We start from the raw sequence: 25612 nt of genomic DNA, 5'->3' as shown, positions 1-25612 counted from the left end.
GGCGGGTCGGTCGGCGTGGTCGGTCGGGCAGCGCCGCGGTGGGTGCCGGGCCGGTCAGCGGGCGCGGTTGAGGGTCTGCAGGGCGGCCTTCAGGAGCGCCCCGATGTTCGGCGACCCGGCGGCCTCGGCCTGCGGGGCTACGGCGGTGACCGCCTCGTCGGCCTCGCGGGTGGCGTATCCGAGGCCGATCAGCGCGGCGTGCAGCTGGTCGCGCCAGCCCGCGGTGACGGGCGCGCCGACGGCCGGGGCGCTGCCCACGGGCGCGCCGAGCCGGTCCTTCAGCTCGATGAGGAGCTTCTGGGCGCCCTTCTTGCCGATGCCGGGCACGGCGGTCAGCGCCTTCTCGTCGCCGGAGGCGAAGGCGCGGCGCAGCGCGTCGGGCGTGTGCACCGACAGGACCGCCTGGGCGAGCCGGGGGCCCACTCCGTTGGCGGTCTGGAGGAGCTCGAAGACCTGCTTCTCGTCGTCGTCCGCGAAGCCGTACAGCGTCAGCGAGTCCTCGCGGACGACCAGCGAGGTGGCGAGCTTGGCGTGCTGGCCGACGCGGAGCGAGGCGAGGGTGTTGGGGGTGCACTGCAGGGCCATGCCGACACCGCCGACCTCGACCACCGCGGTGTCGGGGGCGAGGGCGGCGACCGGGCCGCTGACGAAGGCGATCATCGGGTGACCTTCTTTACGGAGAGGTGGGCTCGGCGGGCCTGCTCGTGCGCCTGCTGCAGGCGGTTGACGGCGGGGGCGCGCCAGATGTGGCAGATGGCGAGGGCCAGCGCGTCCGCCGCGTCGGCCGGTTTCGGCGGGGCGTCCAGCCGCAGCAGCCGGGTCACCATCGCCCCGACCTGGGCCTTGTCGGCCCGGCCGCTGCCGGTGACGGCGGCCTTGACCTCGCTGGGGGTGTGCAGGGCGACCGGGATGCCCCGGCGGGAGGCGCAGAGCATGGCGACGGCGCTGGCCTGGGCGGTGCCCATCACCGTCCGTACGTTGTGCTGGCTGAAGACCCGCTCCACGGCGACGAATTCCGGCCGGTGCTCGTCCAGCCACTGCTCGATGCCCTGCTCGATGGCGACCAGCCGGTGGCCGAGCTCCGCGTCGGCGGGCGTGCGGACCACGCCGACGCCGAGCATGGTCAGCGGGCGGCCCGCCACGCCCTCGACGACGCCGACTCCGCACCGGGTCAGCCCCGGGTCCACGCCCAGTACCCGCACCCCGCCCCCTCCTTCGCCCCTCGCTCGCGTATTCGTGCAGGCTATCGGGTGGCACCGACAATGCGACGGGCCGACGGGGTGTGTCCCGTCGGCCCGTGCGCGTACAACCTGATTGACTGCCCGTCAGGCGTCGACCTTCTCCATGACCTCGTCGGAGACGTCGAAGTTGGCGAAGACGTTCTGCACGTCGTCGCTGTCCTCCAGCGCGTCGATCAGCTTGAAGATCTTGCGCGCGCCCTCCTCGTCCAGCTCGACCTGCATGGTCGGCACGAAGCTGGAGTCGGCCGAGTCGTAGTCGATGCCGGCCTCCTGGAGCGCGGTACGGACCGCGACCAGGTCGGTGGCCTCGCTGATGATCTCGAAGGTGTCGCCGTTGTCGTTGACCTCTTCGGCACCGGCGTCCAGGACCGCGCCGAGCACGTCGTCCTCGCTGAGCTCCGCCTTGGGCAGGATGATGACGCCCTTGCGGTTGAACAGGTACGAGACCGAGCCCGGGTCGGCCATGTTGCCGCCGTTGCGGGTCATGGCGACGCGGACGTCCGAGGCGGCGCGGTTGCGGTTGTCGGTCAGGCACTCGATGAGCACCGCGACACCGTTCGGACCGTAGCCCTCGTACATGATCGTCTCGTAGTCGGCGCCGCCCGCCTCAAGACCGGCGCCGCGCTTGAGCGCGGAGTCGATGTTCTTGTTGGGCACCGACTGCTTCTTCGCCTTCTGCACGGCGTCGAAGAGGGTCGGGTTGCCGTCGATGTCGGCGCCGCCGGTGCGGGCCGCGACCTCGATGTTCTTGATCAGCTTCGCGAAGAGTTTGCCGCGCTTGGCGTCGATCACGGCCTTCTTGTGCTTCGTCGTAGCCCATTTAGAGTGGCCGGACATCTGCCTGTCTCCTTCGCGTAACCAATTCTGCGTCGTTCGCCAGAGATCCTACCGGGAGCCGGTCACCCGGCGTCGCGCACCATGTCCACGAACAGGCCGTGCATCCGGTGATCGCCGGTGAGCTCGGGGTGGAACGAGGTCGCCAGGGCGTTGCGCTGGCGCACCGCGACGATGTGGCCGCCGTGTTCCGCCAGGACCTCGGCCTCGGCGCCGACCGACTCCACCCAGGGCGCCCGGATGAAGACGCCCTCGACGGGGCCGACACCGGTGACCTCGACGGTGGCCTCGAACGACTCGTTCTGCCGGCCGAAGGCGTTGCGGCGCACGATCATGTCGATGCCGCCGATGGTCTCCTGGCCCGAGCGCGGGTCGAGGATCTTGTCGGCGAGCATGATCAGGCCGGCGCAGGTGCCGTAGACGGGCATGCCGTCGGCCACGCGCGCGCGCAGCGGCTCCATCAGCCCGAACAGGACCGCGAGCTTGGAGATGGTGGTGGACTCGCCGCCCGGGACGACCAGGCCGTCGACCTCGGCGAGCTCCTCGGGGCGCCGGACCGGCCTGGCCACGGCGTCCGCCGCGGCCAGGGCGATCAGGTGCTCCCGTACGTCGCCCTGGAGGGCCAGGACGCCGATGACGGGTGTGTTGCCCATGTCCTTCGGTACCTGTGCCTTACCAGCCGCGGTTGGCGTAGCGCTCGGCCTCGGGGAGGGTGTCGCAGTTGATGCCGACCATGGCCTCGCCCAGGTTGCGGGACGCGTCCGCGATGATCTTCGGGTCGTCGTAGAAGGTGGTGGCCTTCACGATGGCGGCGGCGCGCTTGGCCGGGTCGCCCGACTTGAAGATGCCGGAGCCCACGAAGACGCCCTCGGCGCCCAGCTGGCGCATCAGCGCGGCGTCGGCCGGGGTGGCCACGCCACCGGCGGAGAACAGCACGACCGGGAGCTTGCCGAGCTCGGCGACCTCCTTGACCAGCTCGTACGGGGCGCGCAGCTCCTTGGCGGCGGCGAACAGCTCGTTGTTGTCGAAGCCGCGCAGCTTGGCGATCTCGTTCTTGATCTGGCGCAGGTGGCGGACGGCCTCGACGACGTTGCCGGTGCCGGCCTCGCCCTTGGAGCGGATCATGGCCGCGCCCTCGGCGATGCGGCGCAGGGCCTCGCCCAGGTTGGTGGCGCCGCAGACGAAGGGGGTGGTGAAGGCCCACTTGTCGGAGTGGTTGACCTCGTCGGCCGGGGTCAGGACCTCGGACTCGTCGATGTAGTCGACGCCGAGGGACTGGAGGACCTGGGCCTCGACGAAGTGGCCGATGCGGGACTTGGCCATGACCGGGATGGAGACGGCCTCGATGATCTCCTCGATCATGTTCGGGTCCGACATCCGGGCCACGCCGCCGTCCTTGCGGATGTCGGCCGGAACCCGCTCCAGGGCCATGACCGCCACGGCGCCCGCGTCCTCGGCGATCTTCGCCTGCTCGGCGTTGACCACGTCCATGATCACACCGCCCTTGAGCTGCTCGGCCATGCCGCGCTTCACGCGCGCGGTGCCGGTCTCGGGGTTCTGGGCGCTGGTGGGGAGGGTGCTGGACACGGGACCTCACTGGGGTGGAGAAGGGTGTGAAGAACTGGCTGAGGCGGCCGAGTCACGGGTGAAACGGTTCCTCTGCTGCCCAGAGGGTCGCTCCGCGGACCAGTCCACAGCAAGGGCCAATGGAGAGCCGGTGGATCGTTTTGGCCCCTCCGGCCCCCTCCGGCCCGCAGGGCCCCTCCCGGCCACGGCCACGAGCCCGCGCCGCCCCGCGGTCACGGCTACGAGCCCGGGCGGTCCGCCAGCGCGGCCGGGGGTTCGTCGTCCATCTCGAAGGCGAGCGGGAACGGGGCGTGCCCGGCCAGCCGGAACCACCGCACCTTGCGGTGCCTGCGCAGGGCGCGGGCCGCGCGCACGGCGTCGTTGTGGAAGCGCCGGGCCATCGGGACCCGGCGCACCGCCTGGGCCAGCTCCTCCGCCGCGTCCACCCCGCCCGGGGCCTCCCGGACCGCGTCCACCTGGGCCGGCTCCCCGAAGACCGCCCGCAGCGCCTGGCTGAGCTCGCTCTCGGCGACCTCCCGCTGCTCCTCCTCGGCCTGCCGCGCCGCGTGCGCGGCCTCGTACAGCACGATGGAGGCGGCCGGGTCGAGCACCCCGGAGGTCGCCAGCTCCTGAGTGACCGAGGCCCGCCGCACGAGCTGCGCGTCGAGGGCGGCACGGGCGGCGTCGATCCGGGCATGCAGCCGGTCGAGCCGCCCGGCGGTCCAGCTGAGGTAGAGACCGACGGCCACGAGGGCCACGACGATCCAGATGAGGGTTACGGTCACGGGCGGCGACACTACCGCCCGCGACGGCAACGGGACGAAAGCGACCGGCTCAGGCGTCGCGGCGGACCACGGCCTCCTCGATCTCGCCGGGCTCCGGTCCGCTCGGCCTGCCCCCCTCCCAGTGGAGCCGGGCGGCGGCGAGTTTGGCGGCCAGTTCCCGTGCCAGCCGCGCCCGTTCACCGGTCTCCCCGGCGCGGGCGATCCTCCGTCCCCAGCGCACCGTGTCGACGACCGCCGACTTCACCGCCTCGAAGGCGAGGTAGTGGGCGAGGTCGGCTCGCCATCCCTCGCGGCACCCGGCCGGCGCCGCCCTCTGCCAGCCCTCGGTCACCTCACGGGCCTGGTCCGCGGTGTACGCCATCTTGTGCAGATGGTCGGCGAGGTCGTAGACGGGGTCGCCCCACAGGGCGAGCTCCCAGTCGAGGAAAGCAACCCGCCCCCCGTCGCTGATGATCATGTTCTGCCGGTGGAGGTCGGCGTGGAGCAGACCCATCCGGCGCGCGGCCATGCCCCGGAAGCGCTCCCGCAGGAGGCCGCAGGGATCCCTGGGGACGCCCATCGCCTCGTAGAGCGCCTGGGTCCGCCGGTCGCCCCGGTGACGGATCGTGTGGACCAAGGCGGTGAGGCGGGCGGCGAATCCCGGTGTGTCGCCCTCGGCCGGCCAGTCCGGGGGCACTCCCGGCAGCGCGGACGCCGGCACGCGCAGCATGTCCGCGAAGAGGCACTCCACCGCTTTCAGCACGGCGTCGGGCAGCCGGGCCCCCTCGGGGGCCAGCGTGTCGACCCGCCGGCCCGGTACGAAGCCGTGGATCTGGAACTCCGGGTCCGTGCCGACGTGGAGGAGGCGCGGGGCCGCGGGGACGTGGCCGGCGATGGCTGCCAGCACCTCGGGTTCCGGCCACAGCGTCAGGTCCATGACCTCGGCACCCCGGGTCCGCATCCGGACGATCGCGGGGCCGTCGGCCGTCTCCACCCGGATGTTCCGGTTGTAGAACCCCGACTGACCGGTGTCGCGCCGGAGTGCCTCCTCGTAGAGCGCTACGGCGTCCACGGGCGCCCTTCCCACCAGGGGGCGAGGGCCGCCATGACCCGCTCGGGGGTCAGCACCGGCGGTGAGCCCCAGACCCGGTGGGCAGCGTTGATCTTCTTCGCCAGCCGCCCGACGAGGAACTCGCGCTCCGGCGGTGTCGAGGTCGCCAGCTGTTTCGAGTACCGCACGGTGTCCACGACGGCCGACTTGATCTTTTCGTGCGCCATGTACAGGTCGAGGTCGGCGGCCGGGCCGTCGGTGTACTCGGGCCGCAGCCTCTCCCGCCACTGCCGCAGGACCTGGGCACGCTGGTCGTCCGGGTAGTCCATCTTGTGGAAGTGGATCCCGATCTCGTACACCGGGTCGCCCCACAGGGCCAGTTCCCAGTCCAGGAACCACGTCGTGCCATCGGCGACGATCATGTTCTTGCGGTGGAGGTCCGCGTGCAGCACGGAGAACGGTCTGGCCGCGAGCCCGTCCCAGCGGGGCCGGACCACCGCCAGCGGGTCCTCGGGGATGCCGAGCAGGCCGAAGACCTCCGCGTACTCGGCCACATGGGTGGAGTGGACCCGCTGGGTGAGGTCGGCCAGCAGGCGCCCGAAGCCCGGGCCGTCTCCGGAGGCGGGCCAGTGCGCGGGCAGCGCCGGGGCCTTCTCCAGGGGAATGTGGGTGAGCTGTTCCATGACCGCGACGACGTCGTCCAGCACGTGTCCGGGCACGGCGGCGCCGCGCGGCGAGAATCCGTCTAGGACGCGGCCGGAGATGAACTGATGCACCTGGAAGCGCGGCGACCGGCTGACGTGCCGCAGCTCGGGAATCCGCGCGGAGTACGGGCGGACGCAGGCCAGCACGTCCTCCTCCGGCCAGAGCCGGAGGTCCATGGTGTCCGCCACCGCGAGCGGGATCCGTACGTTGACCTTGCCTTCGGGGGACGGCAGCCCCACGTTGCGGTTGTAGTACCCGGCTGCCGCTTCACCCGAGCCCACCGCTCGCTCGTACAGTTCCAGCCACATCACGGGGTCACCTCGACGAACATCGACAGCAGGTCCTCCGTGCGCAGTCGCACGTCTTCCGGGTCGCCCAGCGGTTTGACGGCCGGCCTCGCGCGGTCGGCCATCGCCGTCAGTTCGGGATCGCCCAGTCCGGTCCGCTCCGCGGCCCGGTGGATGGCCAGGATCAGCAGGGGATAGACCTGGCAGGTCTCGAACTCGCGCGCCGCGTGCATCAGCAGCTGCCGGGTCCTGGCGTGCTCGCCCCGCCGCAGGTGCAGAAAGGCCCGGTACATGTCGGCGCGGGCCCGGCCCGACCGGTAGCCGGCCAGGTCGAGGGCGACATTGGCGCTGCGGAACGACAGTTCGGCCCGGTCGAGCCGGCCGAGCCGGGTCTGGGCGATGGCCATGGCCGTGTAGACCTTGCCGATCTCGTGCTGGGCGCCGAGGTCCCGCTGGATCTCCAGGGCCGCCCCCGCCTCCGCGACCGCCGCTTCCGGATCGGTGAAGGCCAGGAGTTCGGCCCGGTTGGTACGGATGTTGGCGAGCCCGATGGCCGATCCGGCCGTCCGGTATTCCGCCTCGGCCTGGCGCAGCAGAGCCGCGGACCGGTCGAAGTCCATCAGGAACCGGTGTCCGAGGTGCATGAGGCGCTTCAGATCGCCGCGCACGACGCCCTGCGCGGGTGCGCAGATCCCCTCGACCTGCTCGGCGAGGGCGAAGGCCGCGGCGAAGTCGCCCTGCCACATCCGGATGTCCGCCAGGCAGAAGCCGGCGAAAGCCCGGGTCTCGCCGTCGTGGCCGTCCCAGACCCGCTCGAAGATCTGCGCGGCCAGGCTGCTCTCCCCCGCGATCCTGCGCGCGTTGGCTCCGGCCAGGGCCAGCCGGGCCGCCACCGGGTAGCGGACGGGGGTGGTGCGCACGGGGGTCAGCGCCATCGCACCGGCCGCGTCGCCCCGTTCCAGCCTGGCTTCGGCCTCGAGGCAGTCGGCCGCGTCGCGGATCCCCGTGAGCACGGCACCGTCCCGGCCCGCCCCGGCGGACCTGGCCAGGAAATCTCTCAGGTCCTCGACCATCCCGTCCACCGCCTGGCGGCTGCTCATGCCCAGCGCGCGGTCGGCATGTACGAGGATCTCCTCCGGTGCCAGGTTCGCGGCGTGGACCCCGTGGTAGACCGCCTCGCGCAACGGGGAGGAGCGTGCGACGCCGGCTTCTTCCGCTCCCGTGCCCACCCGGTCGGCCAGCCCTTCCCAGTGCTGCCGCAACAGGGCGTGGACTTGCTGGTTCACCGCGTCGGACAGATGCCGCTGAAGGGCCGCGATCATCAGCTGGTGCAGCCTGTACCAGCCCTGGGAGAGCGGGTACGCGAAGGAATAGGCGGTGAGCGACTCCCACATCAGCAGGTTCGTGGGCAGGTCGAAGGTGCCGCCGACGGCACGGAACACCTCCAGGTCGAACGTCCTGGCGATGCTGAGCAGTTCGAGGATCCGCACCTCGTCCGGAGCGACGTGCTGGAGGAAGCGCTGGACGATCTCCTCCGTGGTGCCCGCGTCCTCGATGGGCCCCGGGTCCTGCACATGGGTGTCGACCGCGAGGTGGAGGTAGAAGGGCACCCCCGCGCTGGCCTCGGCGATGGAGCGCTGGCGCGGGATGTCCACGATCCCCGCCTGTGCCAGCAGTTCCAGCCGGGCGTCCATGGGCAGCCCGCCGATGGGGGCCGGGCGGATGACACCGGCCCAGTCCGGGTCGTACGTCGCCCAGGGCAGCGGTTCGCGGCTCGCCAGCACGGTGAGCCCGCCGTGCAGCTGGCCGAGGAGGTCGCGCACCCAGGCGTCGGAGGCGAAGCTCCGTCCGCCCGGAAGCGGTGTGGGGACCATCGCCTCGTAGGCGTCGACGAACAGGACGTACGGCCTCTCCCGGGCCGCATCGCACAGCTCTTGGGCGAACAGGTAGGCCACGGCATGGCCCAGTTCGGCGTTGGTCAGACTGTCCAGTTCCTGCAGCGTCTGGTCCGCCTCGATACGGTTTCTGCGCTGACGGTTGGAGATCGACCGCTTGGTGAGGCGCACCAGCCCGGCCGCCGTCCCGAAGACCGGCAGCCCCATGGCGTCGTCCAGGATGTGGGACAGCACCTCGCTCTCCTCGGCGAACGGGGTGTTCCTCCGGTCCATCTGCAGCTGGGGATGGACGCGCTGCCACAGCACCGCGTAGGCGATGTCGAAGCGGTCGAACTTCACCCCCTGCGCCCCGTACTCCATCCGCAGGACGGCCAGGGCGTCTTCCTGCTGTCGCAGCGTCGGCAGCTGCAGGTCCAGCCGCGCCGTCCGGCAGGTGTCCGGAGTGCTGGCGCGCAGCTGCTGCAGCAGACGCGACTTGCCGATCCCGCCGACACCCACGAGGTTCAGGATGCGGGGGCCGTCGGCGACGCCCGCCAGCTCCTCGTCGTACATGGCGAGCAGTCCCTCACGGTCGAAGAACTGCCTCTGTAACCCGGAAACACGTCGATAACGCGGCCTGATCGGCACGATGGCTCCCCCTGACACCCAGTACTCGCAGGGGCGAGGTTACCCACGGTGCCGCCCGTTGTACGCACGGCCGCGCGGGCGGACGGCTCAATCCCGCGCCAACCCGAACCGCGCCCGCAGCCCCGGCCGTTCGTCCGCGGCCACCGATGCCGCTCCGTCCGTCACCGTCTCGTACACCGCCAGGATGTCCGCGCCGACCGTGGACCAGTCGAAGCGGCGTACGTGGGCGGAGCCCCTGGCGCTCAGTTCGGCTCGGCGGGTCGGGTCGGCGAGGAGGGTGAGGGCCGCCGTCGCGAGTGCGTCCGCGTCCTCGTTGGCGAAGAGTTCGCCCGCGCTGCCCTGGTCCAGGACCTGTGCGAACGCGTCCAGGTCGCTGGCCAGCACCGCCGCCCCGGCGGAGAGCGCCTCGACCAGGATGATGCCGAAGCTCTCGCCGCCCGTGTTGGGCGCCACGTACACGTCGACGCTGCTCAGGAAGCGCGCCTTGTCCTCGTCGCTCACCATGCCGAGGAACTCCACGCGCGAGCGCAGCTCGGCGGGCAGGGAGGCCACCGCCTCCTGCTCGTCGCCCCGGCCCGCGACCAGCAGCCGGGTCCGCGGGCGCTCGGCGAGGATCCGCGGGAGCGCCTTCATCAGGACCGGCAGGCCCTTGCGCGGCTCGTCGATGCGGCCGATGAAGCCGAGCGTGCCGCCCTGCCACTCGGGGCGCGGCTCGGCCTTGGCGAAGAAGTCGACGTCGACGCCGTTGGGGATGACGACCGCGTCGCCGCCGAGGTGCTCGACCAGGGTGCGCCGCGCGTACTCGCTGACCGCGATCCGGGCGCTGATCTTCTCCAGGGCGGGCTGGAGGATCGGATAGGCCGCGATCATCGCGCGCGAGCGGGGGTTGGAGGTGTGGAAGGTGGCCACGATGGGCCCCTGCGCCGCCCAGCAGCTCAGCAGGCCCAGCGACGGCGAGGCGGGCTCATGGATGTGGATCACGTCGAAGGTGCCCTCGTGCAGCCACCGCCGCACCCGGGCCGCCGACAGGAACCCGAAGTTCAGCCGGGCCACCGAGCCGTTGTACGGCACCGGGACCGCCCGGCCCGCCGAGACCACGTACGGCGGCAGCGGCGTCTCGTCGTCGGCGGGGGCGAGCACGGAGACCTCGTGGCCGCGCCGGATCAGGTGCTCGGCCAGGTCCCTGATGTGGAACTGGACGCCGCCGGGGACGTCCCAGGAGTACGGGCAGACGATGCCGATCCTCACGCCCGGCGCTCCTCAAGGTCGGCGAGCCACAGTCGCTGCAGCATGTGCCAGTCCTCCGGGTGTTCGGCGATTCCGGTGGCGAAGGCGTCGGCCAGCGCCTGGGTCATCACGGACGTCTTCTCCGCGCGCGTGCCCGTCTCGGGCACCTCGATCGGCGGGTGCACCCGGCCCTGCATGACGGGCGACCCGTCGTACCAGAGCGTGACGGGCAGCAGCAGCGCGCCCGTCTGCTGGGCCAGCATGGCAGGACCGGCGGGCATCCGCGCCGCCTCGCCGAAGAACTTCACCTCGACGCCCGAGGCGGACAGGTCGCGGTCGGCCACCAGACAGACCAGGCCGCCCGCCCGCAGCCGCCGGGCCAGGGTGCCGAAGGCGGAGCCGCCGGTGTGCGGCAGCACCTCCATGCCCAGGCTCTCGCGGTAGGCCACGAACCGGTCGTACAGCGTCTCGGGCTTGAGCCGCTCGGCCACCGTGGTGAACGGGGTCTCCAGCTTGGTGGTGACCCAGGCGCCCGCCAGGTCGTAGTTGCCCATGTGCGGCAGGGCCAGGACCACGCCCCGGCCGGAGGCGAGGCCGTCGACCAGGTAGTGGACGTCCCTGGGGGCGAACCCGGTCCGCATCCGGTCCTTGCTCCAGGCCGGCAGGCGGAAGGACTCCATCCAGTACCGCATGTAGGAGCGCATCCCGGCCCGGGACAGCTCGGCCAGGCGCTGCGGGGAGGCGTCGGGCACCACGCGCGCGAGGTTGGACTCCAGGCGCAGCACGCTCTTGCCGCGCCGCTTCCACACCGTGTCGGCGATCCGCCGGCCCAGGCCCGTGGCCACCGGCTCGGGGAGCTTCTTCACGGTGGCCCAGCCGAGCCCGTAGAGCGAGTCCGTCAGCCGGTCGCCCATCAGGCGGCCTCGCCGGCCGCGGCGGCGGCGTCGGCCTCCGCGGCCTCGCGGCGCACCGTCACCACCCGCTGGACCAGCGTGATCAGACTGCCCACCGCGACGATCCACAGCGCGATCGGCAGCAGGACCTGGATCCCCGGCACACCGAACTTGTGCAGCCCGGCGAGACCGGCCGCGACCAGCGAGATCACCAGGCGCTCGGCCCGCTCGATCAGTCCGTTGACGGCGACCGGGAGGCCGATCGCCTCGCCGCGCGCCTTGGTGTACGAGACCACCTGGCCGCTGGCCAGGCAGAAGATCGAGACCGCGCACAGCACGTTGTTGTCGCCGTTGCCCGCGTACCAGAGGGCGAAGCCGCCGAAGATCGCGCCGTCCGCGACCCGGTCCAGCGTCGAGTCCAGGAACGCGCCCCAGCGGCTGGAGATCCCCGCCTGCCGGGCCATGTTGCCGTCGACCAGGTCGGAGAAGACGAACGAGGTGATGACGATGGTGCCCCAGAAGAACTCCCCGCGGGGGAAGAAGACCAGCGCTCCCGCCATCACTCCGGCCGTGCCGAGCAGGGTCACGGCGTCCGGGCTCACCCCCCGGCGGAGCAGAAACGCGGCGAACGGCGTGAGGACACGCGTGAAGAATGCACGCGCGTACTTGTTCAGCATGGCCTTCCCGACGGTCGGTGTGGCCGCGCGGCCCCACTGGCCACCGGCTGGCCCATCGTAGCCAGGCCCGCGCCCCTCCACCGCCGCGCACCCTCGCTCCCCCGCGTTCCCGTACGACGTATGGACGCACAGTGACCGGAGTGGAACGCTGGAAAGACCGCGGGCGACGCGAAGCCGCCCGGGCCGGGGTCCTCCCGGCGCGGGCCGGGGGAGGGATCCGCGCGGCCGCGCCCTTTCACCACCTCACCGTGCAAGAAACGGAAGCCATACGGGAGGAACGGCATGGGCGACAAGGCGAGTGCACATCCCGGAGCCGCCGGCAGGGCAGCTACGGCCGACCACCCCTCATCCGTACGGAACGTGGTGCTGGTCGGCCACAGCGGATCCGGGAAGACGACCCTGGTGGAGGCGCTCGCGCTGACGGCGGGGGCCGTCAACCGCGCGGGCCGCGTCGAGGACGGCGGGACCGTCTCCGACTACGACGAGATCGAACACCGGCAGCAGCGCTCGGTGCAGCTGTCGCTGGTCCCCGTGGAGTGGGCCGGCTGCAAGATCAATATTCTGGACACCCCCGGATACGCCGACTTCGTCGGGGAACTCAGGGCCGGTCTGCGAGCGGCGGACGCGGCCCTCTTCGTCGTCTCGGCCTCGGACGGCGTGGACGGCGCGACCCGCATGGTCTGGGAGGAGTGCGCCGCGGTGGGCATGCCCCGGGCCATCGTCGTGACCCACCTGGAGGCGGCCCGCGCGGACTTCGCGGAGATGACCCGGGTGTGCGCCGAGGCGTTCGGCGGCGACGACCCCGACGCCGTGCTCCCCCTCTACCTGCCGCTGCACGGCCCCGAGGGACCGGACGGGCACGCGCCCGTGACCGGGCTGATCGGGCTGCTCTCGCGGCGGGTCTTCGACTACGCGTCCGGTGAGCGCAAGGAGGCCGAACCCGGCCCCGAGCAGCTCCCGCTCGTCGAGGAGGCCCGCAACCGGCTGATCGAGGGGATCATCGCCGAGAGCGAGGACGAGACCCTCATGGACCGCTATCTCGGCGGCGAGGAGATCGACGTCAAGACGCTGATCGACGATCTGGAGCGGGCGGTCGCCCGCGGCACCTTCCACCCGGTGCTCGCCGCCGCGCCCGCCGCCGAGGGGGCCCGCCAGGGCATCGGCACCGTCGAGCTCCTCGAACTGGTCACGGGCGGCTTCCCGACCCCCCTGGAGCGCACCGCGCCCGACGTCACCACCCCGCAGGGCGCCCAGCGCCCCACCCCGGTCTGCGCGCCCGAGGGTCCGCTGGTCGCCGAAGTGATCAAGACCTCGTCCGACCCGTACGTGGGCCGGGTCAGCCTGGTGCGCGTCTTCTCCGGCACCCTGCACCCCGACGAGACCGTCCACGTCTCCGGGCACGGGACGGCCGACCGGGGCGAGGAGGGCCACGCCCTGCACGAGGTGGACGAGCGCATCGGCGCGCTCTCCTCCCCCTTCGGCAAACAGCAGCGCACCCTGGGCTCCTGCATCGCGGGGGACATCGCGTGCGTGGCCAAACTGACCCGCGCCGAGACCGGGGACACCCTCTCCGGCAAGGACGACCCGCTGCTCATGGCGCCCTGGGACATGCCCGACCCGCTGCTCCCGCTCGCCATCCAGGCCCACAGCAAGGCCGACGAGGACAAACTCTCCCAGGGGCTCTCCCGGCTCGTCGCCGAGGACCCCACCATGCGCCTGGAGCAGAACCCGCACACCCACCAGCTGGTCCTGTGGTGCCTGGGCGAGGCCCACAAGGACGTCGCCCTGGAGCGGCTGCGCAGCCGCTACGGCGTCCAGGTCGACGTCGTCGCGCACAAGGTCTCCCTGCGCGAGACCTTCGGCGACACCGCCACCGGACGCGGGCGGCACGTCAAGCAGTCCGGCGGCCACGGCCAGTACGCCATCTGCGAGATCGAGGTGGCCCCGCTGCCGCCCGGCTCCGGCATCGAGTTCGTCGACAAGGTGGTCGGCGGCGCGGTGCCCCGCCAGTTCATCCCCTCGGTGGAGAAGGGCGTCCGCGCCCAGGCCGCCAAGGGCGTCGCCGCCGGATATCCGCTGGTCGACGTGCGCATCACGCTCCTGGACGGCAAGGCCCACTCGGTGGACTCCTCCGACGCCGCCTTCCAGACCGCCGGGGCGCTCGCCCTGCGCGAGGCCGCCGCCGACGCCCGCATCCACCTCCTGGAACCCGTCGCCGAACTCCAGGTGCTGGTCCCCGACGACTACGTGGGCCCGGTCATGAGCGACCTGTCCGGCCGCCGGGGCCGGGTCGTCGGCACCGAGCAGGCGGGCCCGGGGCGCACCCTCGTACGGGCCGAGGTGCCGGAGATCGAGATCGGGCGGTACGCGGTCGACCTGCGGTCCGTCTCGCACGGCACCGGACGCTTCGACCGCAGCTACGCCCGGCACGAGCCGATGCCGCCGCAGGTGGCGGAGAAGGTCCGGGAGTCGCTCGAAAAGGCCGTATAGCAGGCACAGTTGACGCAGCGTCGGAAGCGCCGCCCGCCCAAACCGCTTACGGCGGGCGGCATTCCGAATGTGCCGTGTCGCAGGGGCACCGACCCCGATACGCTGTGTCCCTGCTCAGCAGGTGTGCGGGGACCGGCAGTCGGGAAGAGGCCGCAGAGCGACGAACGCGGCGATGGGGGCGGCAGTGGCGGACGAACCATTCGATTTCTCACCCGGGGCGCAGGTCCCGCTGCAGGGTGCGGCGGGTCAGACCGCCGCGACCCAGGCGCTGGCCTCGGCCGCGTACCGGGACAGCCCGGTCGCCGACATCCTCAAGGCCAACAACGAGTGGCACGAGTCGACGGTGTCCAAGCCCCGGCTCTCCCTCTTCGAGCCCAACCTCGGCGAGGCGTTCTCCCGGGCCGTGCAGTCCCGCATGCTCGGCGCCACCCGCAAGGCGCTCATCCAGTCCTTCGGCACCGAGCCCCAGACGATCGTCGAGCACTGCCTGGCGGCGATCCGCATCCGCAAGGAACGCGACATCAGGCTCACCCTGATCACCGTCGTCTTCGGGGTGCTCTTCCTGCCGGGACTGCTGCTCTGGCTGGGCCTCTTCCAGCTGCGCCGCACCCTGGCCGGCGCCAAGGACCGCCGGGTCGGCGCACTGGGCAACCTGCTGCTGGTGGCCTTCGCCGCACTGGCCGTCGTCTTCCTGGTGAAGCTGCCCTTCGGCGGCGTGCTGGCGATCTATCTGCGCGCCATGCTCGTCATGCCGGTCCTCGGCTGGTTCTGGGCCAAGCAGATCTGCGAGGCCACCGCCAAGGACCTGCGGGCCCGCTGGGCGGGGCTGCTGTCGGGCGGCGGAATAGGAGCCAAGATCCCCGAGGCGGTCCCCAAGAACCCGCACGAGACCGCCGCCGAGGCCCTGCGCCAGAGCCTGGCCAAGCTCACCGCCGAGCAGCACAGCAACGCCGTCTTCTACGCCGGCCCCAAGGGCATACTCGGCATGGGCACCCGCTGGGGCAGCTGGCAGCTGGCCGAGGAGCTCGTCTCCAAGGACCCGGCCAAGGAGATCAACGGCTTCCGCAGCTGGGACGTCATAAGGTCCATCCAGGACCGCCTCCAGCTGCTGGAACGCGGCCCCCTGCACACCGGCGGCTTCCCGCGGCCCTCCGTGAAGAACTGGGTCGTCTCCCCCGTAGGCGAGAACGCCAAGGAGGTGGCCCGCCCCACCGGGCAGGACGTCGACAACTTCCAGGTGCGCCAGCACGAGGTGCAGCGGATCTGCAACGAGCAGCAGTTCTCCAGCGGCAACCGGCACTACCTCGGCGTGCAGTTCACCCTCTGGGACGGCCAGTTGGTGATCACCATGATGATCACCGTGACCGTGCTCCACGAGACCCTGCGCATCGAGGTCACCGGGCACGCGCTGGGCCCGGTGCACGCCCTGTTCACCACCAAGCCCAGCCCCAAGACCAAGTCCGTCGACAAGACCTTCAAGTTCTGGGAGAAGAAGGAGATACAGCTTCCGCTGGTCGAGCCGCGCGAGGTCGTCCGGCTCGCCGCCCGCGCCCCCCTCACCTGGTACCCGCCGCTCCTGGACCACCTCGGCGGCAAGCTGTCGCTGCCCGAGCCGTTCGGCCTGCGGCACGCCTGGGCCGACAAGCCCTGGCGCCACCGCTTCATGGCCGACGACGCCATGCGCGCCGCCACCCCGGTGCTGCGGGTGGTGCACGCGGCGGCGATGAAGGTGCTGGACGACAACGGCGTGGACACCGAGCGCTTCACCAACCGCTCGATGATCCTCAGCGGCATGGTCCAGGACCCGGCGCCGCGCAAGGCGGACCTGTACGACGCGTGAGCGCTCCCGGCGCCCGAGCCCTAGCCCTGCGGCTGCGGCCAGGCGTCGGCGAGCATCTTGCGGGTGTCGCCGAGGAGTTGGGGCAGGATCTTGGTGTGCCCCACGACCGGCATGAAGTTGGTGTCGCCGCCCCAGCGCGGAACGATGTGCTGGTGCAGATGGGCGGCGATGCCGGCCCCGGCCACCGTGCCCTGGTTCATCCCGATGTTGAAGCCGTGCGCCCCGGAGGCCGTCCGCAGCGCCGTCATGGCCTGCTTGGTGAGCTCGCCGAGCTCCACGGTCTCCGCCGCGTCCAGCTCCGTGTAGTCGGCGACGTGCCGGTAGGGCACCACCATGAGGTGGCCGCCGTTGTACGGGTAGAGGTTGAGCACCGCGTAGACGTGCTCGCCACGGGCCACGATCAGCCCGTCCTCGTCCGATTTCGCCGGGATCGAGCAGAAGGGACAGCCGTCGCCGGCGCCCGGGCCGGTCGGCTTGTTCTCCCCCTGGATGTAGGCCATCCGGTGGGGCGTCCACAGGCGCTGGAAGGCGTCCTGGACACCGACCCCGATCTGCTGTTCCGGCTCACTCGTCATGGTGGGAAGCATATGACTTCACATGGGACGACGAGGAGCGGCCCCCGGGAAGCGGATGCTTCCCGGGGGCCGGAGTCCCGCACCGGTCGAGGACCGGATCAGACCTGTACGCGGCGCTCCACCACGTCGAGGAGCTTGGCCAGCGCCTCGTCGCGCGCGATGCCGTTCTCCTGCGAACCGTCGCGGTAGCGGAAGGAGACCGTGCCCGCGGCCATGTCCTCGTCACCGACGATGACCATGAACGGGACCTTCTGCTTCTGCTGGTTGCGGATCTTCTTCTGCATCCGGTCCGAGGACGCGTCCACCTCGACCCGCAGGCCCTTCTTCTTCGCCTCGGCGGCGAACTCCTGGAGGTACTCGACGTGGGCGTCGCCGATCGGGATGCCGACCGCCTGGACGGGGGCCAGCCACGGCGGCATGGCGCCCGCGTAGTGCTCCAGGAGCACCGCGAAGAACCGCTCGATGGAGCCGAACAGCGCGCGGTGGATCATGACCGGGCGCTGCTTGGAGCCGTCCGGGCCGGTGTACTCCAGGTCGAAGCGCTCCGGCAGGTTGAAGTCCAGCTGCACGGTCGACATCTGCCAGGTGCGGCCGATGGCGTCCCGGCACTGCACCGAGATCTTCGGGCCGTAGAAGGCCGCGCCGCCCGGGTCCGCGACCAGTTCGAGGCCCTGCTTCTCGGCCACCTTGCGCAGGGTCTCGGTGGCCTCCTCCCAGATCTCGTCGGAGCCGACGAACTTCTCCGGGTCCTTGGTGGAGAGCTCCAGGTAGAAGTCGGTGAGGCCGTAGTCGCGCAGCAGGTTGAGGACGAAGGTGAGCGTCGTGTCGAGCTCCTCCGCCATCTGCTCCTTGGTGCAGTAGATGTGCGCGTCGTCCTGGGTGAAGCCGCGGGCCCGGGTCAGACCGTGCACCACGCCCGACTTCTCGTACCGGTACACCGTGCCGAACTCGAAGAGGCGCAGCGGCAGCTCGCGGTAGCTGCGCCCGCGCGCGTCGAAGATCAGGTTGTGCATCGGGCAGTTCATGGGCTTGAGGTAGTAGTCCACGCCCTCGTCGAGCTGCATGGGCGGGTACATGCCGTCGGCGTACCAGTCCAGGTGGCCCGACTGCTCGAAGAGCTTCCCCTTCGTCGCGTGCGGGGTGTAGACGAACTCGTAGCCCTCCTCCTCGTGCCGGCGGCGCGAGTAGTCCTCCATGACCCGGCGGATGATGCCGCCCTTGGGGTGGAAGACGGCGAGGCCGGAGCCGATCTGCTCCGGGATGGAGAACAGGTCGAGCTCGCTGCCCAGCTTGCGGTGGTCGCGCTTCTCGGCCTCGGCCAGGAAGTCGAGGTGCGCCTTCAGCTCGTCCTTGGAGGGCCAGGCGGTGCCGTAGATGCGCTGGAGCATCGGGTTCTTCTCGCTGCCGCGCCAGTACGCGGCGGCGTTGCGCATCAGCTTGAACGCCGGGATGTTGCGGGTGGTCGGCAGGTGGGGACCGCGGCAGAGGTCCTTCCAGCACAGCTCGCCGGTCTTGGCGTCCAGGTTGTCGTAGATGGTCAGCTCGCCGCCGCCCACCTCGACGTCCGCGCCGTCGTCGGTGGACGCGGAGCCCTTGATGCCGATGAGCTCCAGCTTGTAGGGCTCGTCCGCGAGCTCCTCGCGGGCGGCCTCGTCGGAGACGACGCGGCGCGCGAAGCGCTGGCCCCGCTTCTGGATCTCCTGCATCTTCTTCTCGATGGCCTTGAGGTCATCGGGGGTGAAGGGCTTCTCGACGTCGAAGTCGTAGTAGAAGCCGTCCCGGACCGGCGGGCCGATGCCCAGCTTGGCCTCGGGGAAGAGCTCCTGCACGGCCTGGGCCATGACGTGGGCGGTCGAGTGGCGCAGGATGTTCAGGCCGTCCTCGGAGGAGATCTCGACGGGCTCGACCTCCTCGCCGTCCCCCACCTCGTACGCGAGGTCCTTCAGCTCGCCCGCGACCCGGGCGGCGACGACGGTGCGCTCTCCGGCGAAGAGCTCGGCGGCCGTAGTGCCCGTCGTCACCACGCGCTCTTCCCGCTCGGAATCGCGTTGGATGATCACACGGACGTCTGACACCGGTCTCTCCTGCCTGAAGGGGTACGTACGCTCGTACCGCGTACGCGTAGGAATCCTACCGAGCCGGTGGGGTGACCCGCGAAACGGTTTGCGCGCACCGCCGCCCCGGGGCGGGTGGCTCACTCCTCCCCCGCGCACGCCTCCTCGAAGAAGGCGATGCTCTCCATGGTTCCCTGGAGCGACTTCATCAGGCGGTCCCGCTCGGCGTCGTCGACCTGGACCGGAACCACCGCGCCCGCCCCGGCCAGCCTGCGGAAGCCGCCCCGGCTCTCCAGCCGCCCCGCGACCCGGATCGGCAGCCCCACCAGATGGGCGTGGCCCGCGATGCGGTACGCCTCCTCGTCGAGCTCCACCCGTACGTAGGGGATCTCCGCGCCCGCGAGCACCCGCAGCCGGACGGTGCCGGGGCCGCGGGGGGCCGAGCGGCGCAGCCGGACCACCGTGCCGGTCACCCGGACCGGGACCGAGGGCTCGCCGCCGAGGTAGCGGGCGGCGGCCTCGCGCAGGGCGGGCAGGTCGCCGGGCGAGAACTCGACCGGTTCGGGGCGGGCGGCGCAGCCCGCCGGGACTCCGGCGGCCGGGGCCCACTCCAGGGCCACCCGGACGCCCTCGGAGCCCTGGACGAGGGCGACCACGGACTCGGTGAGCTCGCGGCTGGCACCGGCCTCGACGGCCGCGTCGAAGGCTTCCATGCCGCCGGTGGTGCGCCGGTAGTCGACGGCCTCGCGGACGGCGTGCAGCGCCCCGTAGAGGCGGACGACGGCGGCCCGGCCGTTCTCGACGGGGACGAACGCGGTGAGCCGGCCGCCGGGCGCCGGGCCGGTGAGCACCCCGCTGAGCGAGGCGAGAGCCTGGCGCCGGTGGCGGGCGCCGTAGTACCCGGCCCGGCCGCGCACGGCGAGCGCGCCCGCGAGGAGCATGCGGTGGGCGGCGCCGCGCAGCCGTTCCTGTTCGCTCCAGGCGGCGGTTCCGGCGGGGCCGGTGGGGGTGTCGCGCCACCAGCGGACCTCGTCGCTGGGCACGGCGAGCGAGACGAGCACTTCGCGCGCGGACGGCAGCGCGCAGCGGGCGAGGGCCGTCAGCGCCTCGCCCAGCAGCTCCTCGCTGTCGGGGAAGGCGCGGCTCTCGGGGACGAGCAGGCTGGTCCCGGAGCCGCCGTCGGGCGGGGTCCAGCGTGCGTACCGTCCGGCCGCGCCGCCGCGCCGCCGCCAGCCGTGGCGGTCCAGGAGCACACCGAGCACGGCCGGGTCGACGTGCCGCGGCACCGGCTCGATCGGGTCCGGCCCGCCGAACTCCCCGCTCGACAGACGCATCAGGGCCTCCCTCCCACCCCGACCCGGGTCATGATCTCGCAGAGCGCGCGATCGTCGAAGATCCGTGAGGTCGGTATGCGCACCGTGGTCCTGCGCCGGCCGGTCACCGGGTGGCCGGCCAGGTTGGTCCAGTAGCAGCAGTGCCGCAGCGCGAGCCGGTCGTGGCCCGCGCGCAGCCACTCGTCCCGGCTCCGGGGGACGAGCATCACGACCAGGATCTTGTGCACCGAGACGGGGGTGCGGGCCAGCTTCACCAGGTGGTCGTTGTCGAGGGTGAAGGAGAAGGCCGCGCCCGGGGGGTGCGGGGGGATCTGGTACGTGCACTTGAGCTGCACCTTGATGGTGACTTCGTCGTCGACGGTGTGGCCGGGGGCGCTGTGGCTCACGTGCCAGTCGATCCCGTTGTCCGGAAACGGCTGCGAGAGCGAGCAGCCGGCCGCGGCCGCGACCGCGTGGAGGTAGCCCACCTGGAGGGTCTCCATGCAGGCGGTGGTGGCGAGTGAGCCGCGCAGCGGGACGATCCGCTCGGGCAGGAGCCCGCCCGGCTCGGGCTGCGCGAGCGCCATGGCCGTCGTACGCCTTCCGTCAACTTGCGGGCCCGTCACCTGTGTTGTTGCCGGAGGGCGTACGCCGCAAACGGCCCGGGTATCACGGAATCGGGCAGGGGACGCACGCCATCTGCCAAGGGCACAAAAGGAGTTGGACCATGACGTGCTGGTACGAAGGGCCCCTGGCCGCTTTTGACACCGAGACGACCGGCGTGGACGTGGAGCACGACCGCATGGTGTCGGCCGCCGTGGTGGTGCAGGACGCGCCGGGTGCGCGGCCGAGGGCGACGCGCTGGCTGGTGAACCCGGGCATATCCGTGCCGGAGGGCGCGACGGCGGTGCACGGGCTCACCGATGAGCACCTCCGGCTGAACGGGCGGTGGCCCGCGCCGGTGATGGAGGAGGTGGCGCGGGCGCTGGCCGAGGAGTGCGCGGCGGGCCGGCCGCTGGTGGTGATGAACGCGCCGTTCGATCTGACCCTGCTCGACCGGGAGTTGAAGCGGCACCGCGCCTCGTCGCTGGCCCGCTATCTGGAGGGGGTGCCGCTGCGGGTGCTGGATCCCCGGGTGCTGGACAAGCACTTGGACCGCTACCGCAAGGGCCGCCGCACACTGACGGATCTGTGCGCGCACTACGGGGTGGCGCTGGACAGCGCGCACGACGCGGCGGCGGACGCCCTGGCGGCGCTGGAGGTCGTACGGGCGGTGGGGCGGCGGTTCGCCGCCCGCCTGGAACGGCTGACCCCGGCGGAGATCCACACGCTGCAGACGGGGTGGCACGCGGCCCAGGCGCGGGGCCTGCAGGCGTGGTTCACCCGGAACGGGACGCCGGAGGCGGTGGACCCGGCGTGGCCGCTGCGGCCGGAGCTGCCCGCCGCGGCGTGAGCGCCCGGCAGGGCGGCCCGGAATGCGGAAAGGCCGGTCCGTCGATGACGGACCGGCCTTCTCCCGGTGGGCGATACTGGGTTCGAACCAGTGACCTCTTCGGTGTGAACGAAGCGCTCTCCCACTGAGCTAATCGCCCGGGAACGGACTGAACCATACAGGCCCGGACGCCCTTGGTTCAAACCGCCTTCAGGACGGCCGTCAGCCCCCGCCGTCCGGCGCGCATCATCACGGCGTGGTTGGCGCGGAAGACGGGCCGCCCGGGGACGGCGAGGCGCCGCAGCAGCGGCTTGCGCACGTCGACCTCCTGCTCGTAGACGGCGCGGGTGCCGTGGGCGCAGGGGCGGAGCGTCCAGCGCGCCCAGCCCTCCAGGTCGCCGCTCATCGCCACTTCGAGGACCCCGGCGTCCCGGTCGCGCCGCCGCTCGCGGGCGGTGACGACGAGTTCGTACGGCAGCAGGGAACGGAAGCGGGCGGTTCCGCCGTGCTCGCCGGTGGGGACGACCTCGCGGATCTGGGGCCACCAGCGCGGGTACTCCTCGGCGCGCTCCAGGACGGCGAACACCTCGGCGGGCGGCGCGGGCACCTGCCAGACGCTGCGGAAGCGGTAGTGGCTCCAGTCCATGCCTCAAGTCTGCGCCGGGGCCGGGGAAGTACACCGGGTCCGGGCGGATCCGGCCGGGAACGCCGAAGGCCCGGAGATCTCGTCGATCTCCGGGCCTTCGGTCCGGGTGGGCGATACTGGGTTCGAACCAGTGACCTCTTCGGTGTGAACGAAGCGCTCTCCCACTGAGCTAATCGCCCGGGCGCACCGCAAACATTACCGCATGTCAGCGGGGCCTTTGACCACGTCGGCGGTCACTCGCCGGTCACTCGCCGACCTTCCACGGCAGGACCAGTCCGAACTTCCACAGATAGGCCCCGGCGAGCGCGGCCACGACCACGACGGCGACCGAGGTCAGGATGATGTTCCGGCGCCGCACCTTGGGGTCCAGGGCCCGCTGCGCGGCCTCCGTCACCTTGCGCCGGGTCCACCGCAGCACCAGCTGGGCCCAGACGAACTCGGTCGCCCAGATCGCCATGCCGCCGAAGATCACCAGCCAGCCGGGTCCCGGCAGCGGCAGCATGATGATCCCGGCGACCACGACCGCGAGGCCGACCACGAAGACGCCGACCTGCCAGCTCAGGTGCAGCGGCCTGGACGCCTTGATGAAGGCGGGCGCCCGGGACCCCAGCGCCGCCTGCCCCGCCCCGCCCTGCTCGTCACTCCCCGTATTCATGCGCTCCAACCTACCCGACCGCGCGTGCTCACCAGAATGGCCGCATAACCGAAAGTAATACTCGGCCGTACGAGGTACCTGAAGCCCCGCAAAACGGCCAGAGGGGTTTACAACGGCACCGTAGGTGGCATGTCGATTTCGCCGACGTGCGAATCCCCGAGCGCACACTGAGCGAAAGGCCCTGGCGCTTATGAACACCACGGTCAGCTGCGAGCTGCACCTGCGCCTCGTTGTGTCGAGCGAATCCTCACTGCCTGTACCTGCGGGCCTGCGGTATGACACGGCCGATCCCTACGCCGTGCACGCCACCTTCCACACCGGAGCGGAGGAGACCGTCGAGTGGGTGTTCGCCCGCGACCTCCTCGCGGAGGGCCTGCACCGGCCCACCGGTACCGGAGACGTCAGAGTCTGGCCGTCGCGCAGTCACGGTCAGGGCGTCGTCTGCATCGCCCTCAGCTCCCCGGAAGGAGAGGCCCTGCTGGAGGCCCCTGCGCGGGCCCTGGAGTCGTTCCTCAAGCGGACCGACGCCGCCGTGCCGCCCGGCACCGAGCACCGTCACTTCGATCTGGACACGGAGCTCTCGCACATCCTGGCGGAGAACTGAGCCAGACCGAGAGCCGCACGGCGCCGTCCGACTCGGGGAGACGGCACCGCGCGGACGACCGCATAGGCACGCCCTCCGCATAGCCGTCCCCACCGGCGCCCGTCCCGCGACCAACCTCGCGGGACGGGCGCCGGTGCGCTCCCGGCCGGTGCCAGTAGAGTCGGCCAGCATCGGCGGGCACCGGCCCGCAGCAGGCCAGGGAGCGAATCGTGCTGATCCCTCACGACACCAGGATCGCCCTCGACGTGGTGGTGGAGCTGGTGAACACCGCGCCGGACGGCGAGGAGCCCGACCGGCTCCCCGACGTCGAGGCGCTGTACGGCTTCGTACGGGACCACTCCATCAGCGGGGTGGAGACCCTCACCGCGCGCGACCTGTCCGGCGTGCTGACCGTGCGCGGCCGTTTCGCGGGCGTCTTCGAGGCCGCCGACGCCCGGACGGCGGCGGGCCTGGTGAACGAGATCGTGGCGGAGGCGGGCACCACCCCGCAGCTCACCGACCACGACGGCTACGACTGGCACGTGCACTACTTCGCGCCGGGCGCCTCGATCGCGGACCACCTGGCGGCCGACGGCGGGATGGCGCTGGCGTTCATCGTGGTGGCGGGCGAGCAGGAGCGGCTGCGCCGGTGCGAGGCACCGGACTGCGGGCGGGCCTTCGTGGACCTGTCGCGCAACCGCTCCCGCCGCTACTGCGACAGCCGCACCTGCGGGAACCGGCTGCACGTGGCCGCGTACCGGGCACGGCGCAAGGAAGCGTCGGGCTGATCCCGTACCGGCCGTCACAGCAGGAACAGATCGTGCACGGCCGCCATCAGCAGCAGGAAGCCGATCACCCCGAGGAAGATCATCAGGGGCGGCTGGGAAAGGGCGAAGAGGCAGCCGCGCGGCTCGTGGGCCGGGGGCTCGGCGTGCGGCTCGTCGGGCGTCGCGGGGACGTGCCCCGGGGAAGTGTCCAGCATCTCGGGGTGATGATGGACCAGCCGGGGCGCCTCGGGGCGCCAACACGCCCATGTACGGCGGGAGTTGCGCGATGTTGACGCCCGGCGACGCCCGGTCCCGCGCCGGGCGGACGGTGTGGCCGCCGAATACCCCGGAGTGCGCCCCGGAATGGAAAAGCGGCGTCGGTGGCGGTTTTGGAATGGCGAATGGGAGCGCTCCCGGTCACGCCACGGAATTCACTCCAACTGGAATTCCGTATAAGGAAATCGACGGCTGACGAAATTCCCCGGTCAGGCCGGTCGCCGCGAGTTACGGAGTGTCAGATTCCGACGCTGTTTCAGATTCCGTGACGGATTCCGCATACGGGTGCGGGGCATCCGCCCCCGGCCCCGGCACCGACTTCCGTACCGGACGCCCCACCCGTTTCCGCCCCGCCGGACGGGAATCCGGGCGGGGGCGGGTGCGGGGACCGGGAGCGCGTGCGGCCCGGTGGGCGCGCGGGATACGGGCGGATGAGCGGGGCGTGGACGGACGCGCGGGGTACGGGCCGACGCGCGGACATGGGCGGACGCACGGGGTGCGGGAGGGAGCCCGGGATCCCGGTGGGCGCCCGGAATCCGGGCGGATGCCCCGGGTCCGGGCGGGCGCGCGGGAGCGCGGTGACCAGGGGGCGCGCCGGGTCCGGGCGGGCGCGGGAGCCCGGCGGCAAGGGGTGCGCCGGGTCCGGGGTGGGCGCGGGAGCCCGGCGGCCGGCGGGCGCGCCGGGTCCGGGTCAGATGCCGTGCTTCTTGAGGATCGCCTCGATGTCGCTGAAGTCCTCGCCGCCGCCCGCCTTGCCCTTGCCCTTGGCCTTGGGCTGGGCCTGCGGAGCGGAGCGGCGGCCGGCGCCCAGCGAGGGCGCGGAGGCCGTCGGGGCGATCGCGTCCCCGCCCGCCGCGCCCTCGACGCCACGGCCCTTGCCGCCCTCGGAGCGGCGCTCCACGAAGCGGGTGACGGAGAAGAGCATCCAGGCGATGCCGAGCAGGCCGAAGCCCGCCCAGACGGTCGGCTTGAAGACGATGCCGGACACCCACCCCACGACACCGGTCATGACCAGGGCCACGGGGACCAGTGAGTAGGCGGCGATCCGCGTGGCCGACAGGAAGCGCTTGCGGTACGCCGTCACGACGGCGATGCCCAGTCCGGCCGCTGAGGCGGCGGAGCAGACGGTCTCGGCAAGCATCCGGTTCCTCCAGGGATGGGGGGTGTGGCCCTTCCATCCTGCACCGGACCGGCCGGTAGGGGCCACGATCGTT

At 71.9% G+C, this 25612-nt stretch carries 25 protein-coding genes and 2 tRNA genes; 5 read left to right on the top strand and 22 right to left on the bottom strand.

Annotated features, from left to right (window positions below):
* Positions 1 to 54: 54 nt before the first annotated feature.
* From ruvA to pgsA, 12 genes are all read right to left on the bottom strand, one after another.
* Positions 55 to 660, bottom strand: a complete 606-nt coding sequence (gene ruvA, locus AB5J87_RS29175) for a Holliday junction branch migration protein RuvA (RefSeq protein ID WP_369380804.1) — start codon at positions 658 to 660, stop codon at positions 55 to 57.
* A complete protein-coding gene (gene ruvC, locus AB5J87_RS29170) occupies positions 657 to 1202 on the bottom strand; it encodes a crossover junction endodeoxyribonuclease RuvC (RefSeq protein ID WP_369380802.1) in 546 nt (181 codons plus the stop codon). Before ruvC ends, ruvA begins: the two co-directional genes overlap by 4 nt.
* A gap of 123 nt (positions 1203 to 1325) precedes the next feature.
* Entirely contained in the window at positions 1326 to 2078 is a 753-nt protein-coding gene (locus AB5J87_RS29165) for a YebC/PmpR family DNA-binding transcriptional regulator (RefSeq protein WP_369380800.1), read from the bottom strand.
* A gap of 62 nt (positions 2079 to 2140) precedes the next feature.
* Positions 2141 to 2728, bottom strand: a complete 588-nt coding sequence (gene pdxT, locus AB5J87_RS29160; RefSeq protein ID WP_369380798.1) for a pyridoxal 5'-phosphate synthase glutaminase subunit PdxT — start codon at positions 2726 to 2728, stop codon at positions 2141 to 2143.
* 19 nt (positions 2729 to 2747) lie between these two features.
* Positions 2748 to 3662 carry a pyridoxal 5'-phosphate synthase lyase subunit PdxS gene (pdxS, locus tag AB5J87_RS29155; protein ID WP_190089557.1) on the bottom strand — a complete coding sequence of 305 codons (915 nt, stop codon included), beginning with the start codon at positions 3660 to 3662 and terminating at the stop codon, positions 2748 to 2750.
* A 218-nt stretch (positions 3663 to 3880) separates the two neighbouring features.
* Positions 3881 to 4426, bottom strand: a complete 546-nt coding sequence (locus tag AB5J87_RS29150; protein WP_369380796.1) for a hypothetical protein — start codon at positions 4424 to 4426, stop codon at positions 3881 to 3883.
* A gap of 49 nt (positions 4427 to 4475) precedes the next feature.
* Positions 4476 to 5477: an aminoglycoside phosphotransferase family protein gene (locus tag AB5J87_RS29145; protein ID WP_369380795.1), complete on the bottom strand. Its 1002-nt coding sequence runs from the start codon at positions 5475 to 5477 to the stop codon at positions 4476 to 4478.
* A complete protein-coding gene (locus AB5J87_RS29140; protein WP_369380794.1) occupies positions 5465 to 6469 on the bottom strand; it encodes a phosphotransferase family protein in 1005 nt (334 codons plus the stop codon). Before AB5J87_RS29140 ends, AB5J87_RS29145 begins: the two co-directional genes overlap by 13 nt.
* The gene (locus AB5J87_RS29135; RefSeq protein WP_369380793.1) at positions 6469 to 8895 is read right to left on the bottom strand and encodes a hypothetical protein; all 2427 of its coding nucleotides are present in this window, start codon (positions 8893 to 8895) and stop codon (positions 6469 to 6471) included. The genes AB5J87_RS29140 and AB5J87_RS29135 overlap by 1 nt, the downstream gene beginning before the upstream one ends.
* A gap of 162 nt (positions 8896 to 9057) precedes the next feature.
* On the bottom strand, positions 9058 to 10218 hold the full coding sequence (locus tag AB5J87_RS29130) for a glycosyltransferase family 4 protein (RefSeq protein WP_369380790.1): 1161 nt from the start codon (positions 10216 to 10218) through the stop codon (positions 9058 to 9060).
* Positions 10215 to 11111 carry a phosphatidylinositol mannoside acyltransferase gene (locus tag AB5J87_RS29125; RefSeq protein WP_369380789.1) on the bottom strand — a complete coding sequence of 299 codons (897 nt, stop codon included), beginning with the start codon at positions 11109 to 11111 and terminating at the stop codon, positions 10215 to 10217. Before AB5J87_RS29125 ends, AB5J87_RS29130 begins: the two co-directional genes overlap by 4 nt.
* A complete protein-coding gene (gene pgsA / locus AB5J87_RS29120) occupies positions 11111 to 11767 on the bottom strand; it encodes a phosphatidylinositol phosphate synthase (protein WP_369380786.1) in 657 nt (218 codons plus the stop codon). The genes AB5J87_RS29125 and pgsA overlap by 1 nt, the downstream gene beginning before the upstream one ends.
* 282 nt (positions 11768 to 12049) lie before the next feature.
* Between pgsA and AB5J87_RS29115 the strand changes: the two genes are divergently transcribed.
* Positions 12050 to 14257 (top strand): elongation factor G-like protein EF-G2, encoded by a 2208-nt coding sequence (locus AB5J87_RS29115; RefSeq protein ID WP_369380785.1) that lies wholly within the window; start codon positions 12050 to 12052, stop codon positions 14255 to 14257.
* Between the two features lie 172 nt (positions 14258 to 14429).
* The gene (locus AB5J87_RS29110; RefSeq protein WP_369380784.1) at positions 14430 to 16097 is read left to right on the top strand and encodes a hypothetical protein; all 1668 of its coding nucleotides are present in this window, start codon (positions 14430 to 14432) and stop codon (positions 16095 to 16097) included.
* A 20-nt stretch (positions 16098 to 16117) separates the two neighbouring features.
* Here the strand turns inward: AB5J87_RS29110 and AB5J87_RS29105 are convergent, their stop codons facing one another.
* The 4 genes from AB5J87_RS29105 to AB5J87_RS29090 form a co-directional block, all read right to left on the bottom strand.
* Complete coding sequence (locus AB5J87_RS29105; RefSeq protein ID WP_369380782.1) at positions 16118 to 16684, bottom strand: HIT domain-containing protein; 567 nt, start codon at positions 16682 to 16684, stop codon at positions 16118 to 16120.
* An 86-nt stretch (positions 16685 to 16770) separates the two neighbouring features.
* On the bottom strand, positions 16771 to 18747 hold the full coding sequence (gene thrS / locus AB5J87_RS29100; protein ID WP_369380780.1) for a threonine--tRNA ligase: 1977 nt from the start codon (positions 18745 to 18747) through the stop codon (positions 16771 to 16773).
* Positions 18748 to 18866: 119 nt separating this feature from the next.
* Positions 18867 to 20060 carry a hypothetical protein gene (locus AB5J87_RS29095; RefSeq protein ID WP_369380779.1) on the bottom strand — a complete coding sequence of 398 codons (1194 nt, stop codon included), beginning with the start codon at positions 20058 to 20060 and terminating at the stop codon, positions 18867 to 18869.
* Positions 20060 to 20626, bottom strand: coding sequence for a DUF4365 domain-containing protein (locus tag AB5J87_RS29090; RefSeq protein WP_369380778.1), 567 nt, complete (start codon positions 20624 to 20626; stop codon positions 20060 to 20062). Before AB5J87_RS29090 ends, AB5J87_RS29095 begins: the two co-directional genes overlap by 1 nt.
* A gap of 140 nt (positions 20627 to 20766) precedes the next feature.
* Here AB5J87_RS29090 and AB5J87_RS29085 point away from each other — a divergent pair, with 140 nt between their 5' ends.
* On the top strand, positions 20767 to 21492 hold the full coding sequence (locus AB5J87_RS29085; protein WP_369380775.1) for a 3'-5' exonuclease: 726 nt from the start codon (positions 20767 to 20769) through the stop codon (positions 21490 to 21492).
* 67 nt (positions 21493 to 21559) lie between these two features.
* Here the strand turns inward: AB5J87_RS29085 and AB5J87_RS29080 are convergent.
* The 4 genes from AB5J87_RS29080 to AB5J87_RS29065 form a co-directional block, all read right to left on the bottom strand.
* Positions 21560 to 21631, bottom strand: a tRNA-Val gene (locus AB5J87_RS29080).
* 39 nt (positions 21632 to 21670) lie between these two features.
* A complete protein-coding gene (locus AB5J87_RS29075) occupies positions 21671 to 22117 on the bottom strand; it encodes an SRPBCC family protein (protein WP_369380773.1) in 447 nt (148 codons plus the stop codon).
* 107 nt (positions 22118 to 22224) lie between these two features.
* A tRNA-Val gene (locus AB5J87_RS29070) sits at positions 22225 to 22296 on the bottom strand.
* A 65-nt stretch (positions 22297 to 22361) separates the two neighbouring features.
* Positions 22362 to 22772, bottom strand: coding sequence for a TIGR02611 family protein (locus tag AB5J87_RS29065; RefSeq protein ID WP_369380770.1), 411 nt, complete (start codon positions 22770 to 22772; stop codon positions 22362 to 22364).
* 190 nt (positions 22773 to 22962) lie between these two features.
* On the opposite strand from AB5J87_RS29065, the gene AB5J87_RS29060 reads away from it, so the two are divergent.
* Together AB5J87_RS29060 and AB5J87_RS29055 are read left to right on the top strand one after the other, a co-directional pair.
* The gene (locus AB5J87_RS29060) at positions 22963 to 23376 is read left to right on the top strand and encodes an SsgA family sporulation/cell division regulator (protein WP_003987206.1); all 414 of its coding nucleotides are present in this window, start codon (positions 22963 to 22965) and stop codon (positions 23374 to 23376) included.
* A gap of 209 nt (positions 23377 to 23585) precedes the next feature.
* Entirely contained in the window at positions 23586 to 24143 is a 558-nt protein-coding gene (locus AB5J87_RS29055; RefSeq protein WP_369380768.1) for a CGNR zinc finger domain-containing protein, read from the top strand.
* A 14-nt stretch (positions 24144 to 24157) separates the two neighbouring features.
* On the opposite strand, the gene AB5J87_RS29050 is transcribed toward AB5J87_RS29055, so the two are convergent.
* The gene (locus AB5J87_RS29050) at positions 24158 to 24337 is read right to left on the bottom strand and encodes a hypothetical protein (protein ID WP_369380767.1); all 180 of its coding nucleotides are present in this window, start codon (positions 24335 to 24337) and stop codon (positions 24158 to 24160) included.
* A gap of 752 nt (positions 24338 to 25089) precedes the next feature.
* Positions 25090 to 25539, bottom strand: coding sequence for a hypothetical protein (locus AB5J87_RS29045; protein ID WP_369380765.1), 450 nt, complete (start codon positions 25537 to 25539; stop codon positions 25090 to 25092).
* Positions 25540 to 25612 lie beyond the last annotated feature (73 nt).

Origin of the sequence: Streptomyces sp. cg36 (assembly GCF_041080675.1) — a bacterium.
Classification (GTDB): Bacteria; Actinomycetota; Actinomycetes; order Streptomycetales; family Streptomycetaceae; genus Streptomyces.
The sequence above is the reverse complement of the archived record's forward strand: the minus strand, read 5'-3'. Positions and strand labels throughout refer to the sequence as shown.

Excerpts from the sequence above, each read along its gene's own strand:
- ruvA (WP_369380804.1), bottom strand. The coding sequence starts at position 660 with ATGATCGCCTTCGTCAGCGGCCCGGTCGCCGCCCTCGCCCCCGACACC.
- AB5J87_RS29165 (WP_369380800.1), bottom strand. The coding sequence starts at position 2,078 with ATGTCCGGCCACTCTAAATGGGCTACGACGAAGCACAAGAAGGCCGTG.
- pdxT (WP_369380798.1), bottom strand. The coding sequence starts at position 2,728 with ATGGGCAACACACCCGTCATCGGCGTCCTGGCCCTCCAGGGCGACGTA.
- AB5J87_RS29140 (WP_369380794.1), bottom strand. The coding sequence starts at position 6,469 with ATGTGGCTGGAACTGTACGAGCGAGCGGTGGGCTCGGGTGAAGCGGCA.
- AB5J87_RS29135 (WP_369380793.1), bottom strand. The coding sequence starts at position 8,895 with ATGTACGACGAGGAGCTGGCGGGCGTCGCCGACGGCCCCCGCATCCTG.
- AB5J87_RS29125 (WP_369380789.1), bottom strand. The coding sequence starts at position 11,111 with ATGGGCGACCGGCTGACGGACTCGCTCTACGGGCTCGGCTGGGCCACC.
- pgsA (WP_369380786.1), bottom strand. The coding sequence starts at position 11,767 with ATGCTGAACAAGTACGCGCGTGCATTCTTCACGCGTGTCCTCACGCCG.
- AB5J87_RS29115 (WP_369380785.1), top strand. The coding sequence starts at position 12,050 with ATGGGCGACAAGGCGAGTGCACATCCCGGAGCCGCCGGCAGGGCAGCT.
- AB5J87_RS29110 (WP_369380784.1), top strand. The coding sequence starts at position 14,430 with ATGGGGGCGGCAGTGGCGGACGAACCATTCGATTTCTCACCCGGGGCG.
- AB5J87_RS29105 (WP_369380782.1), bottom strand. The coding sequence starts at position 16,684 with ATGCTTCCCACCATGACGAGTGAGCCGGAACAGCAGATCGGGGTCGGT.
- AB5J87_RS29095 (WP_369380779.1), bottom strand. The coding sequence starts at position 20,060 with ATGCGTCTGTCGAGCGGGGAGTTCGGCGGGCCGGACCCGATCGAGCCG.
- AB5J87_RS29090 (WP_369380778.1), bottom strand. The coding sequence starts at position 20,626 with ATGGCGCTCGCGCAGCCCGAGCCGGGCGGGCTCCTGCCCGAGCGGATC.
- AB5J87_RS29085 (WP_369380775.1), top strand. The coding sequence starts at position 20,767 with ATGACGTGCTGGTACGAAGGGCCCCTGGCCGCTTTTGACACCGAGACG.
- AB5J87_RS29075 (WP_369380773.1), bottom strand. The coding sequence starts at position 22,117 with ATGGACTGGAGCCACTACCGCTTCCGCAGCGTCTGGCAGGTGCCCGCG.
- AB5J87_RS29065 (WP_369380770.1), bottom strand. The coding sequence starts at position 22,772 with ATGAATACGGGGAGTGACGAGCAGGGCGGGGCGGGGCAGGCGGCGCTG.
- AB5J87_RS29060 (WP_003987206.1), top strand. The coding sequence starts at position 22,963 with ATGAACACCACGGTCAGCTGCGAGCTGCACCTGCGCCTCGTTGTGTCG.
- AB5J87_RS29050 (WP_369380767.1), bottom strand. The coding sequence starts at position 24,337 with ATGCTGGACACTTCCCCGGGGCACGTCCCCGCGACGCCCGACGAGCCG.
- AB5J87_RS29045 (WP_369380765.1), bottom strand. The coding sequence starts at position 25,539 with ATGCTTGCCGAGACCGTCTGCTCCGCCGCCTCAGCGGCCGGACTGGGC.